This window comes from Jeotgalibacillus malaysiensis, assembly GCF_044789845.1.
Lineage (GTDB): Bacteria > Bacillota > Bacilli > Bacillales > Jeotgalibacillaceae > Jeotgalibacillus > Jeotgalibacillus malaysiensis_A.
Window position 1 is genome coordinate 3,477,356 of the sequence record NZ_CP085252.1, and the last position, 12,927, is coordinate 3,490,282.

The following is a 12,927-nucleotide window of genomic DNA, read 5'->3' on the forward strand; positions in this document are numbered from 1 at the left end:
CCGGATTAATCTGTAATATTTTTTATTACATTTAATAAAAAGAAGTTGCGGCTATCAGCTACAGCCGCTATTTTGTCCTTGATTTACAAGATCGACAACTTCTTTAATTGTATAGTTCTTTAAATATTCACCTAAATGTTCTTCCGCACCTACGAAAATTGTAAATAATACTGTTTTCATATTGGCTCCGACAATACACTTTTCATTTGAATCAGGACACTTAGGCTGCAAAGTACCTTCAGAGGTGATCATATATATATCCCAAAGATTAACTTCGCTCTGCTCCCGGGTAAAAATAAATCCGCCGCCTGTTCCTTCTTTTGATGTTATAAATCCATGTTTTTTTAACAAGCTTAGCACTTTACGAATGCGTACCGGGTGGACACCGGCACTCTCTGAGATATCATCACTTGTTGACATTCGGTCTGGCTGCAACGCCAGATAAGATAAACTGTGAATGGCAAGTGTAAAATCACTATTCATGGCCGGCCTCCTTAGCAATCAACATAGCTAATTATCTTTTAGCTTCTGCATCTTATTATAAATCGATCAAACTACTGTAATAATAAACGTTACAGTTTATCTTGTCAAGTTTACGGATAATTTGCCGGTTCAACATTTGAGCGTACCTGATCAATCATTGATATCATTCATAAAACGGAATCGCTTCAATTTTAATATGTAATTTGTAAAATATTTTTGAAACAATGTTATGAATCTTATCTTCAGTCCAGTGATGAATTGTACATTAGGACGCTGTTGACAACATCAGATTTTGAGAAGGGACATAGACAGCGTCTCGCGGTAAGAGAGTGCAGATTCTTTGTCCCCCCTCTCATCTTAAATGATATCCAGAGGCATTTTACTTGTTGGTTTTGGAAATACCTCATCAAGGCTGTTCAGATCTTCTGTGGTCAATTGAATCGCAGCAGCCTGAGCATTGGCTATGACATGTTCTTCCTGAACCGCTTTTGGGATCGCAATTACGTTGTTTGATCGAATAGTCCAAGCAAGCGCAATTTGTAATGGCTGTGCATTGTGTTTTTCAGCAACCTCAAGGATGACCGGGTCGCTTAGTAATTGTCTTCTTAAGCTCCCTCCCTGGGCCAGGGGACTATAGGCCATAGCTGGCATATTATGCTCTTGATGCCATGGCAGGAGGTCATAATCAATTCCTCTGGAACCCAGATGATACAGTACTTGATTTGTCGCACATTTTTTGCCGTTAGCGGTATCCCACAACTCTTTCATATCCTCCGTATCAAAATTAGAAACTCCCCACCTTGCAATTTTACCATCCTTGCGCAGTCTCTCCATTCCTTCTATCGTTTCTGCCAATGGAACCCGGCCTCTCCAGTGTAAAAGATACAAATCAAGATGATCTGTTCCCAGTCGTTTCAGACTGTTTTCACATGCGCTTTCAATTGAATCTAACCCGGCATGATGAGGATATACTTTCGATACTAAAAAGACTTGATCTCTACGCTCCTTGATTGCCTCCCCAACTAAACGTTCGGAATCGCCATTTCCGTACATTTCAGCCGTATCGATTAACTTCATGCCCAGCTCTATTCCAAGCTGCAAAGCTTTGATTTCTTTATTTTTCGCTTGAGGATTTTCACCCATGTACCATGTTCCCTGACCAATGACAGGAAGAGCGGTTCCATCAGGCAAAGCGACTACACGGTTTTCAAGTGACTGCTTAATTGTTGATATTTCATGGTCATGTAAACTCATTTCATCATTCCCTTCATATCTCATATTGCTTATCTTGAACTGCAATTCTTCAACCGTTACCATTTATTGAAAAATTGGATTGTTATTTTAAAAATAAACGTGTTTATACATTGTTATAGTATAGACACAAAAATAACATAATAACTCCATTTACACCAAGTTTGCCACTCGATTAACAGGTCAATTTGGCTTTATAAATTTTGTCTTTGCCTGTCAGTGATCCCTTCCAGCTGAAACCGCATTTACCCTTATAGGGACCAGGTCTAAAGGTGAGTAACCTAACCCTCAACTCTCACTCAACTGTTCTCCAGGCTAATTTGTGCAGTTCCTTTAAAGCTTTCTCCAAGTACAGTCTAAAGCATAAAATTTGATTCTGTGGTTTAGAGGTTCATAATATAGAGATATTGCGAATTATCAATATCCATATTTAGATTATCAAAGATCGGAAAGGGGCTGGCAGCATTGGATACGGAATCAAATATGATAAATGACGAACAGGCAGTTGAAATTTTCAAGGCTCTGTCAAATCAAACAAGAGTAAATATCCTGCAAATGTTAAAAGAACCTGAACATAATTTTTCCACGCAGGCCCATGTTATAAAAGAACAGGACTTTGAAGGCGGGGTTTGTGTTAGTGATATTCGCAGTACGGTAGGACTATCACAGTCCACCACCTCCCAGTATTTGTCCATCCTGTTGCAAAGCGGGCTGGTGGAGTCGAAACGAATCGGACAATGGACTTATTATCGCCGCAATGAAGAAACCATTAAAAATCTTGAAAAGTATATAGGCTTAAAAATATAACCTTTTAAGGAGGACCAGGAGTGAGTTTTCAAAATCATCGTGCTTATAACAGCATGTACCAGAAAGATAAAATGACACTCGGATTTGTCCTCCCGACTGCCAGGATGTCTAAAAATCCGATTATGGAGAATCAGCTTGCGCTTGCGCGTCAAATTGAGGAATACGGCTTTGCTTCCTTATGGCTCCGTGATGTGACGATGCAGAACTTGAATATTGATGATAACGGCCAAAAGTACGACTTATGGATTTACTTGACGTATCTTGCTGCCTATACGAAGCACATTGCGTTAGTGACAGGAAGTGTAGTTCTCCCTTTGCGCCACCCAGTCAGAGTAGCCAAGGAAGCTGCATCAATAGATCAATTGTTTCCAGGCCGGCTGATTATGGGCGTGGCATCAGGAGACAGGGAAAAAGACTTTACGGCTTTGGGGGTATCCAAGCAGGAAAGCGGTCTGTTATTTAAAGAAAACTTTGAAGTTCTTGACCAGCTTTTAAGAGAGGACCAGCCAACAATCAACAGTCGAACCGGTCTGATTGATGGTACAGATATGAGGTTAATTCCAAAGCCCGTCTCTTCCATTCCGACCATGGTGACTGGATTTAGTAACCAGTCTATCGATTGGATCGCCGGTAATGGGGATGGGTGGATTCAATACCCAAGAGGCCTTACTCAACAGGAGCAGCTGATTCAGGATTATCGTGCTTTAACTGAAGTTCATACTCCAGGAGATTTTAAACCCTTCTCTCAAAGCCTTTTCATCGATTTACTGGAAAATCCCGATGAAATGCCTGTTCCCATACCCTTAGGCTATGCCGTGGGAAGAAACCGTTTAGTTGATCTGCTTCATCAATTTCAAGCGATTGGTGTTAACCATTTGGCTTTTGTTCTGTATTTTTCTAAGCGTCCTCCAGAGGAAGTCATTCAGGAACTTGGAGAATTTGTTTTACCTTACTTTCCAACCCATTAAGGTACAGGCCGGCTTTAAAAATTATATTGAATATAAGCAGGAAGTCAGCCGTTCAAGTGGCGGCTGACGCTGATGAAATGATCGCTCTTACAGAGATTTTTGACCAGTTACATTCAAGTGATTCAGATTGAAGCATTAAAAAAGACTAAGAAAACAACCTGTAAATTCTTTTATAGGATTGAAATAATTTTATAAGAAGGAAGATGAGCATATGTCTGAAAATCATACAAAAAAAATGACCGATATTCCATTCTCGGTCCTGGATCTCGCTCCAATTTCAGAGGGTAGTACACCTGCTGATTCTTTTCGCAATACGTTGGAGCTGGCCCAGCTTGCTGAAAAGCTTGGGTATAACCGGTACTGGCTCGCTGAACATCATAATATGCCGTTTATCGCAAGCTCCGCAACATCGGTAGTCATTTCCCACGTTGCAGCAGGCACATCAAAAATCCGGGTAGGTTCAGGCGGTATTATGCTGCCGAATCATGCACCTCTTGTGATTGCTGAGCAATTTGGTACGCTGGAATCATTATATCCAGGACGTATTGATCTTGGCCTGGGCCGCGCACCGGGTACTGATCAGCATACAGCACGTGCATTAAGACGTGACTTAAGAAGTTCAGGAGAAGATTTCCCTGAGCAGCTGGCTGAGCTCCGGAATTACTTTGACCCTTCTCTGGGACAAGGATTTAGTCGTATAAGAGCAGTTCCGGGTGAGGGACTAAACATCCCTGTTTGGCTGTTAGGTTCAAGCGGATTCAGTGCCCAGCTGGCAGGAGAGCTTGGCCTGCCATTTGCTTATGCGAGCCATTTCTCACCGCATAACACACTGCCGGCTATCGAGCTGTATCGCCGATCATTTAAGCCATCTAAAGTACTGGACAAACCGCATGCAATGGTAGGGCTGAACATCATTGCGGCCGACACGGATCAGGAAGCTGAATGGCTGGCTACAACATTACAGCAGCAGTTCTTGAATTTGATGCGCGGAAACGAAATCCCATTGCAGCCGCCAGTGGATAATATTAAGGATATAGCGAGCGACTATGAATTAGCTGCCCTTGAGAGTCAATTAGGCACCTCGATTATCGGCAGTCCTCAAACTGTAAAAGAACAGCTGGAAAAGTTTGTGGATGAAAGTCAAGCCGATGAAATCATGGCAATCGCCCAGGTTTACGATCAAAAAGCCCGTCTCCGTTCCTTTGAAATACTGGCAGAAATTACTCAGCAGAAATAGGTAAGTCCGGCCGACCATTGGGGCAAGCTTTTAATATCTAATTTCTTTATGACTAAACTAAGCTGAGGATGGTAATTTAAAAGTGCAGATAGGGGTGTAAAAGAAATGGTTGAATCTATAAAGGATATACTTCTGGTTCTTGGGAGAATCATTACAATTTTACCCCTGCTACTCTTTGTCACCCTATTCATGGGAAAACGGGCAATCGGGGAATTACCGATCTTCGACTTTTTAATTATCCTCACATTGGGGGCAGTTGTTGGAGCCGATATTGCAGATCCAAATATTGACCATCTCCCGACTGCAGCTGCAGTCATTGCGCTTGGCATTCTTCAGAAGGTTGTTGCAAAGTGGAAGATTTCCAACCGGAAAATAGGGAGACTGCTGACATTTGAACCGACTGTGATTATACAAAATGGAAAATTCCTCAATCAAAACATGAAGAAAATCCGTTATTCGATTGATAATATCCTTCAAATGCTCAGGGAAAAAAGCGTTTTTGATATTAGTGAAGTTGAAACAGCCATTATCGAAGCGAATGGTTCTTTGAGCGTTTTAAAGAAACCACAAAAGCATTCAGTTACCTTAGAAGATATGAAAATGGCAAAAACAACATCTGCTATTTCCTTTCCGGTTATTATAGAAGGAACCATTTATTCAAACGTTTTGAAGGATTTTAATCTGAATGAAGCCTGGCTGCAACAACAGTTATCTAACAAAGGCATTGTTGATATAAGGGATGTCTTTTTCGCTTCAATGAATCGGGAGCATGAGTTACATGTTTCCCTAAATGATGAAAAAAATATCACGATTCCACCGATAAAACATTAAGTTGTTATGGATCAAAAATCCCATTGCCTCTCACTCAGGCAGCGGGATTCCTTTTATTCTGCCTCAATTGTTAGTTCCATGTATATTCAGGTTGATATGTAAGAAATGAATCAGAGAAAGCCCGGATTTACACTACTGATTGCAACTGTCATCTTCAGTGCTTGAATCCACTCTCATTTACAGATGTTATCTTAATTCATTGAAACCTGCTGGAGGAAGGATAGCACAGCGTTCTTCCCGCACGCTTCAACTATGGTAGTAATACACAATTTTTTTCTTGGAATTTTCACTTCAGAGCGTTGTATATAAAATGAACTGGATAAATCCTACAGAAGATGTTACGCTAACTTTATAGAATTTAAAAAAACTGAATATAAAAACACTAGGGGAGTCTTTCGGGACTGAGACGGAGCAATCCGGACCCTTCGAACCTGATCTAGTTGAAACTAGCGTAGGGAAGTGGTTGATCTATGTTATATTCATTCATAAAACATACCCAAAACCACTCCATCGCTGGAGTGGTTTTTTTTTATTTGTCAGGAGATTTTCTTTTAAGAAAAGTGATAAGTGTAAAGAAAGGGGGCGAAATATTGAAACCCGGAAAGTTGCATTTGATCTCGACAGGAACACAAAAATCTGAACAATTAGCAGACATGATTGAGAGCATTCATCCGGAAATCGATTTTATCCATTTGCGTGAAAAAACCAAAACAGCAAAAGAAATATATGAAATGGTAGAGCTTTTAATAAACACGGGAGTCCCCCCTTCAAAAATAATCATTAATGACCGGGCGGATGTTGCCTGCGTTACAAATGTGCGAGGCGTTCACTTAGCTTTTCATTCGCTGCCTGTTGAGCTCGTAAAACAAACATTTAAAAACCTGACAGTTGGCTGTTCAGTTCATTCCCTTGAGGAAGCTCAAATTGCTGAGCAGCAAGGGGCGGATTATGTCATCTTTGGGCATATTTATTCAACTCAATCCAAACCGGGATTAATTCCGCAAGGGTTAGCGCAGCTAAGCTTTATATCTCAATCAATTTCTATTCCGGTCATAGCAGTTGGTGGAATTAAACCGGCAAACAGTGCAGATGTGATCGGAGCAGGAGCACAAGGAATCGCTGTCATGTCAGGGATATTGGGCGCAAAAAACCCTTTAAAAGCGGTACAGCAATATCGATCCTATTTATCTAAACAATATGATGTCTGAAATAGGTAAGGAGAGAGTTACATGAATAAAACGTACGATGCCATAGTCGTTGGCGGCGGAGTCATCGGTGGAGCAATAGCGTTTAATTTATCGAAAAGAGGAATGAAGGTTTTGCTGCTGGAAAAAGACCGACTTGCAGGCAAAGCATCCGGAGCAGCAGCCGGAATGCTTGGCGCCCAGGCCGAGTTAGATGGAGAGAGTCCGCTTTTTCAATTAGCGAGAACGAGCAGAGCGTTATTTGGCAACCTGGCAGATGAGCTGAAGATGACCAGCGGTGTTGAAATTGAGCTTGTGGAAAAGGGCATGCTGAGGCTTGCCTTAACTGAGCGGGATCTGCAGGAACACCAGAGAATCAGTAAAATCCACAAACAGAATGGAGAAACTGCGGAGCTGCTTACTGGTAAAGAAGCGAGAAAGAGAGAGCCGGCATTGTCAAATGAAGTCATTGGGGCCATGTACCTTGAAAAAGATGGTCAGGTATCAGCACCTCAGCTGTCATTAGGTTTTTTAAAGTCCGCATCAGCACTCGGGTGCGTGATTAAAGAAGGTCTGGAGGTTTATTCCCTGCATTTCTCTAACGGAAAAATCACAGGGGTTACTACGAATAAAGGTGATTTTATGAGCAGTAACGTTGTAGTAACAGGTGGCGCCTGGAGCGAGAAGCTGTTAACGAAAACAGGCCTACAGCTCAACATGTATCCCGTGAAAGGCGAATGTTTTTCCGTACGGACAGAGGCTCCCTTATTAACAAGCACCATTTTCACGCCGGGCTGCTATCTTGTCCCGAAAAAAGACGGAAGAATCATTGTAGGAGCAACAGTCCTGCCAAATACGTTTAACCAAAAAGTCACGCTGGAGGGAATTTTTTCATTAATGGAAAACGCCCGTAAGCTGGTACCTTCCATATCGCAGGGCGAGTGGGAAAAAGCCTGGACCGGTATCCGGCCGCAAACCGCTGACGGCCTGCCTTATTTAGATGAACATCCCGATTACAAGGGGTTGTTTATTGCGACAGGTCATTTTAGAAATGGCATATTACTGTCGCCAATTACCGGAGAAGTGATGGCGGATCTGATTGAAGGAAAATCACCTGCAGTCGATCTATCCTCTTTTCGTCTGGACCGGCTGACCAGGAATACAAATTCAATCGCGAGGTGAAGAAAATGAGATTGACGATCAATGGAGATCAGGTAGAGGTACCAGACACAGTGAAAACGATAGCTGGACTGCTTCAGCATTTTGAATTGCAGCATAAAGTAGTCATTGTCGAAAAGAATGCTGAAATCATGGATAAAGCGGAACATACAGAAGCGCTCATTTTCGATCAAGACAAAATTGAGTTAGTACATTTTGTAGGAGGCGGATAAGCATGTTAAAGATAGGAAATCACGAATTCTCATCAAGATTGTTATTAGGCACTGGTAAGTATCCTGATTTTGATATACAAAAAGAAGCGGTAGATGTGTCGGGGACAGAAATTCTGACGTTCTCTGTCCGCAGAATGAATATATTTGAGGCGGGTCAGCCTAATTTTCTCGAAAACCTTGATGTGTCAAAGTATACCTTACTTCCAAATACAGCCGGTGCCAAGACTGCCAAAGAAGCGGTACGGACTGCAAAGCTGGCTAAAGCATCAGGTCTTTGCGACATGATTAAAGTGGAAGTAATCGGCTGTGAGAAAACATTGCTGCCGGATCCAATTGAAACATTAAAGGCATCAGAGGAGCTCTTAAAAGAAGGATTTACCGTCTTGCCGTATACGTCAGACGATGTGCTGTTAGCAAGACGGCTTGAAGAAGCAGGCTGCCATGCGATCATGCCCGGCGCCTCTCCAATCGGCTCTGGTCAGGGGATCATTAATCCCTTAAACCTTTCTTTTATCATCGAACAGACAAGTGTTCCTGTTATTGTCGATGCAGGAATTGGAACACCTTCTGATGCTGCGATTGCAATGGAAATGGGGGCTGATGGTGTCCTGTTGAATACTGCAGTATCCGGCGCGAAGGATCCTGTGAAAATGGCAAAGGCGATGAGACTTTCAATTGAAGCAGGAAGGCTCGGGTTCGAAGCAGGGCGAATTCCGAAAAAGCGGTATGCCACTGCCAGCAGTCCGATGGAAGGAATGAGTATCAGTTGAATGGTCGATACTCACGCCAGGAGATGTTTGCGCCGATTGGGGCAGAGGGACAGGCTAAATTAAGAAACAAACACGTTTTAATAGTGGGTGCCGGCGCATTAGGAACCGGGAGTGCTGAAATGTTAGTACGGGCAGGGATTGGTAAGATCACAATTGCTGACCGGGATTATGTAGAGTGGAGCAACCTTCAACGCCAGCAGCTGTATACGGAAGAAGATGCAAGACGACGGAATCCAAAAGCAGTGGCTGCTAAAAAAAGACTAGCGGCTATTAATTCTGAGGCAGACATTCACTGTCATGTCATGGATGTCTCAGTCGAAGAAATGGATCAACTAGCTGAAGGCGTTGATGTGATTCTTGATGCAAGCGATAATTTTGATATCCGTATGATTATCAATGATGTTTCCCAGAAATACCAGATCCCCTGGATTTACAGTGCATGTGTTGGAAGTTATGGGATCAGCTATACAATTCTTCCGGGTGAAACCCCTTGTCTGAATTGCTTACTGGATCAAATACCGATGGGAGGCATCACATGCGACACGGTGGGAATTATCAGCCCTGCTGTCCAGATGGTCCTGTCTTATCAGGTTTCAGAGGCCATAAAAATTCTGGTCGAAGATCGACATCATTTAAGAAAGAAGCTTGTGTCGTTCGATCTCTGGAAAAACCAGCATTCATCTATTAACGTCGACAGAGTTAAAAAAGAAGATTGCCCTTCTTGCGGGCTGGAGCGGTTTTATCCTTATCTTTCTCTCTCAAACCAGACAAAAACTGCTGTTTTATGCGGAAGGGATACCGTGCAGATTCGTCCCTCCAAGCCGATAGACAGAGACCTGGAAAGCCTGGATAAAACCTTGTCAAAACAGATAGGAAAAGTTTCACGTAATCCTTATCTGCTCTCGTTCTCAACCACAGAACATCGCCTTGTCATTTTTAAGGATGGCCGCGTTTTAATTCATGGAACGAAAAGCATTCCGGAAGCCAAAAGCTTATACCATCGTTATTTAGGTTAATGTGCTTTTATTTTCATAACTGACCCTGTGTTAGGCACCATTCCACCGCAATTTTATTTAGTAATACGATTTAAATTAATTGTGTGGAATTTTTTTACACAGGGTCAATGCATGAAGTCTATAAAATATTAAGTGTGAGTCTGAGTAACTGACAGGAGCCCCTGACTCTTAGACAGCCGTATAACCTCTCTCAATATAACTTTTCAACTTCTCCAAGTGATCCCCATCTTCTTTTTTTAACATCATCTCAATGAAAGGCTTCAGCAGGAATTTTTTTATTCCAGCTACGTCTGCGAATCCTTCAAAATGCACATGCGTTCCCTGAGCAGTTTTCTTAAAGCTATAATGATATTCGACAGTGATTCCATTATCCTCACTTTTAACGGAGTAATGCTGATCCTTGTTAAAATCCGTTACAGTTAAGACCGTTTCTACCTCTTTCCCTCTCATGAGACGGACTTCCTTAATCCGGGTTCCTTTTTGCACTGGTCCTTCAGTAAGTATTTCTGTCCGAACGACTGAATCCATGATGCTTGAAGCTGCTTTGAAGTCTGTTGATTTTTCAAAAACATAGGTAATCGGAGCGTTGATTTCGATCTCTCTTGTAAAAGCCAATTGTACTCCTCCTTCAGGTCATTTGGTGGTAGCGGTTAGTTTTTTTAGTTCGTAATTAGTACTTTTATTATAGGGTTTATTGATGACTCAGCTACTAAGTAAAACAAATGTCCGGGCTGCCGTGTTCTAGGTTAATTAACAATCTTACCGGAATTTTGAATCAATCTATCATTTTAATTGGTATAAAAAATCATCACTCTTAACTTTAAAAAGGATGTTGATTATGTACCGATTAAACCCCATTAGATAAACGATGAGATCTTAATTCAGATATTAACTATTGATCTTGCACAACAACTCGATTTCTGTCTCTGAGTTTAGGTATACATAAGTAAAAGCGGTAGGATAATAGTAAATATTTTTACCTGATATTAATAACAGGTATACTAACAAGAAAAGGATGTGGTTCGTCATGAATTCAATGAAAGCAGTAGGATTAACGCATTACCTTCCAATTGACAATCCTCAGAGCCTGTTGGATGTAGTTATAGAAAAACCAAAAGCAACAGGTCGTGACATCTTGGTTAAAGTTGAGGCCATATCGGTCAATCCTGTAGATACAAAGGTACGAGCTCCTAAGGAAAAAGTGGAGGAAGTTCCTAAAATTCTGGGTTGGGATGTAGCAGGAATCGTCGAGGAGACAGGACCGGACTGTTCATTGTTTCAGCCGGGAGATGAGGTTTTTTATGCTGGCAGTATTGCACGCCAAGGTGGAAACAGTGAATACCATCTGGTCGATGAACGAATCGTTGGGCGCAAGCCTGCTTCCTTAAGCTTTGTGGAAGCCGCAGCTCTTCCCCTAACCTCTATTACAGCCTGGGAAGCGTTATTTACGCGAATGTCTATATCCCAAGATCCTGACCATAACAAGGAAAAAGCACTGCTGATCATTGGTGCAGCCGGGGGTGTAGGTTCCATTGCCACTCAGCTTGCAAAACAAGCAGGGCTTACTGTAATCGGGACTGCTTCACGACCGGAAACTGTCAGCTGGGTTAAATCAATGGGCGCGGACTATACCATTAATCACCACGACCCGCTCCTCCCGCAACTTCAGGCAATCGGATTCTCAAGCGTTCCGTACATTTTTTGCCTGAATGCGTTGGAAAAACACTGGGAAGGTATTAGCGAAGCGATTTCTCCACAAGGGGTTGTATGCGCAATTGATGATCCAACCTCTCCGCTGGACCTTAAATTACTTAAGCAAAAAAGCGTCACATTCGTGTGGGAGTTTATGTTTACCCGCGCTCTTTTCGAAACAGATGATATGATCGAGCAGCATCACTTGCTTAATCACATCGCTGATGCCGTGGACCAGCAAAAATTAAAGACAACACTGGCCGAGGTTATTGGACCGATTTCAGCAGAAAACCTTCGTCAAGCCCACAAGTTGTTGGAAAGCAATAGTGCAATTGGTAAAATTGTACTGGAAGGCTTTGTTTAAAACCTGTTTGCAGAAAGTATAAAAAACATTTTGGTGTCCCTGTGTTGAACACAATTCCCATACAATGTTATTTGGGTATATAAATTCAAATGAATTGTGTGAGATTTGTTTCTAACACAGGGTCATGCATTTATCTCACATCTAGTTATCGTACACTTCTTCTCCTCATCCACTGTGTTGCAACCCACTTTTCTCCTTTTATAACAGGTGCGCCACCATGAAGCGTTTTTTTGTTCAGTTCTTCATCGTTGTAAAAGTATTCGAAGTAGACGGCTGACCCCTTTTGAGGCGTGATAGAGATATTTAATTCAGGAAAGTAGGTTTGTCCCCCCTCTTCCACCTCATTTAAATATACGACCATTGTGCTGATGCGATTATTTGAAGCTGCTTTACTGGTTGGCAAAAAGTAATCATGGTGCGCTTTGTACTCCTGCCCGGGCGTATATTTCAAGATTTGCAATCCTTCTGCGTGTTCGACAGGGATATTCATGATCTTAGCAAGACGCTTTTCAATGATATTGACCAGATCATTTTCCGACTCCTCAAAGAACATGCCGCTACTTGTTCTCATCTAATTGACAACACGATCACTACTAATTTTGGAACGTTTCATTCTATCACTCGATAATTGAATCAACTGATCACATTCCCCATAGCTAAGTACATCCTCCAACACCACAACCAGCAGTCACGTATGATGCTTCGTAAACGGGATCGCTGTATCACTGACAATCATGACAGACCCATCCGTATCAAAAAGATGTTGCTCTGCAGCATTTTCAGGTTCCGCTTTGTATCCTTCATTGTTCTGTTCTACCACATTGATTAAATGATGGTTAGGCGTTCTGTTCATACGTCTCCTGCCTTTTCTAATATTTAGAATATTGACTTTATTATACCATTCATTTCAAAAAAGTGGCAGAATAATATGCA

General features: G+C 42.0%; 13 protein-coding genes, 1 pseudogene and 1 riboswitch. Of the genes and pseudogenes, 10 read left to right on the forward strand and 4 right to left on the reverse strand.

Annotated features, from left to right (window positions below):
- Nucleotides 1–54: 54 nt before the first annotated feature.
- Nucleotides 55–483, reverse strand: a complete 429-nt coding sequence (locus tag LG330_RS18050; RefSeq protein ID WP_404406355.1) for an RrF2 family transcriptional regulator — start codon at nt 481–483, stop codon at nt 55–57.
- A 357-nt stretch (nt 484–840) separates the two neighbouring features.
- On the reverse strand, nt 841–1,737 hold the full coding sequence (locus tag LG330_RS18055; protein ID WP_404409670.1) for an aldo/keto reductase: 897 nt from the start codon (nt 1,735–1,737) through the stop codon (nt 841–843).
- Nucleotides 1,738–2,217: 480 nt separating this feature from the next.
- Here LG330_RS18055 and LG330_RS18060 point away from each other — a divergent pair, with 480 nt between their 5' ends.
- The 9 genes from LG330_RS18060 (at nt 2,218) to LG330_RS18100 (ending at nt 9,938) form a co-directional block, all read left to right on the forward strand.
- Complete coding sequence (locus LG330_RS18060; protein WP_404409672.1) at nt 2,218–2,541, forward strand: ArsR/SmtB family transcription factor; 324 nt, start codon at nt 2,218–2,220, stop codon at nt 2,539–2,541.
- 20 nt (nt 2,542–2,561) lie between these two features.
- Nucleotides 2,562–3,509, forward strand: a complete 948-nt coding sequence (locus LG330_RS18065; protein WP_404406357.1) for a TIGR03571 family LLM class oxidoreductase — start codon at nt 2,562–2,564, stop codon at nt 3,507–3,509.
- 211 nt (nt 3,510–3,720) lie between these two features.
- Entirely contained in the window at nt 3,721–4,746 is a 1,026-nt protein-coding gene (locus LG330_RS18070) for an LLM class flavin-dependent oxidoreductase (RefSeq protein WP_404406359.1), read from the forward strand.
- Nucleotides 4,747–4,851: 105 nt separating this feature from the next.
- Nucleotides 4,852–5,577: a DUF421 domain-containing protein gene (locus LG330_RS18075; RefSeq protein WP_404406361.1), complete on the forward strand. Its 726-nt coding sequence runs from the start codon at nt 4,852–4,854 to the stop codon at nt 5,575–5,577.
- 374 nt (nt 5,578–5,951) lie between these two features.
- Nucleotides 5,952–6,052, forward strand: a riboswitch (TPP riboswitch).
- Complete coding sequence (gene tenI, locus LG330_RS18080; RefSeq protein ID WP_404406363.1) at nt 6,048–6,785, forward strand: thiazole tautomerase TenI; 738 nt, start codon at nt 6,048–6,050, stop codon at nt 6,783–6,785. Its footprint overlaps the riboswitch before it by 5 nt.
- A gap of 21 nt (nt 6,786–6,806) precedes the next feature.
- Nucleotides 6,807–7,943, forward strand: a complete 1,137-nt coding sequence (thiO, locus tag LG330_RS18085; RefSeq protein WP_404406365.1) for a glycine oxidase ThiO — start codon at nt 6,807–6,809, stop codon at nt 7,941–7,943.
- Nucleotides 7,944–7,948: 5 nt separating this feature from the next.
- On the forward strand, nt 7,949–8,152 hold the full coding sequence (thiS, locus tag LG330_RS18090) for a sulfur carrier protein ThiS (protein ID WP_404406367.1): 204 nt from the start codon (nt 7,949–7,951) through the stop codon (nt 8,150–8,152).
- Between the two features lie 2 nt (nt 8,153–8,154).
- A complete protein-coding gene (locus LG330_RS18095) occupies nt 8,155–8,922 on the forward strand; it encodes a thiazole synthase (protein WP_404406369.1) in 768 nt (255 codons plus the stop codon).
- Nucleotides 8,919–9,938, forward strand: coding sequence for a thiazole biosynthesis adenylyltransferase ThiF (locus LG330_RS18100; RefSeq protein WP_404406371.1), 1,020 nt, complete (start codon nt 8,919–8,921; stop codon nt 9,936–9,938). The genes LG330_RS18095 and LG330_RS18100 overlap by 4 nt, the downstream gene beginning before the upstream one ends.
- 168 nt (nt 9,939–10,106) lie before the next feature.
- Here the strand turns inward: LG330_RS18100 and LG330_RS18105 are convergent, their stop codons facing one another.
- Nucleotides 10,107–10,553 (reverse strand): SRPBCC family protein, encoded by a 447-nt coding sequence (locus tag LG330_RS18105; RefSeq protein ID WP_404406373.1) that lies wholly within the window; start codon nt 10,551–10,553, stop codon nt 10,107–10,109.
- A gap of 412 nt (nt 10,554–10,965) precedes the next feature.
- Between LG330_RS18105 and LG330_RS18110 the strand changes: the two genes are divergently transcribed.
- On the forward strand, nt 10,966–11,994 hold the full coding sequence (locus tag LG330_RS18110) for a zinc-binding alcohol dehydrogenase family protein (protein WP_404406375.1): 1,029 nt from the start codon (nt 10,966–10,968) through the stop codon (nt 11,992–11,994).
- 145 nt (nt 11,995–12,139) lie between these two features.
- Here LG330_RS18110 and LG330_RS18115 read toward each other — a convergent pair.
- Nucleotides 12,140–12,730 (reverse strand): annotated as a pseudogene (locus LG330_RS18115) (2OG-Fe(II) oxygenase).
- Between the last annotated feature and the right edge of the window lie 197 nt (nt 12,731–12,927).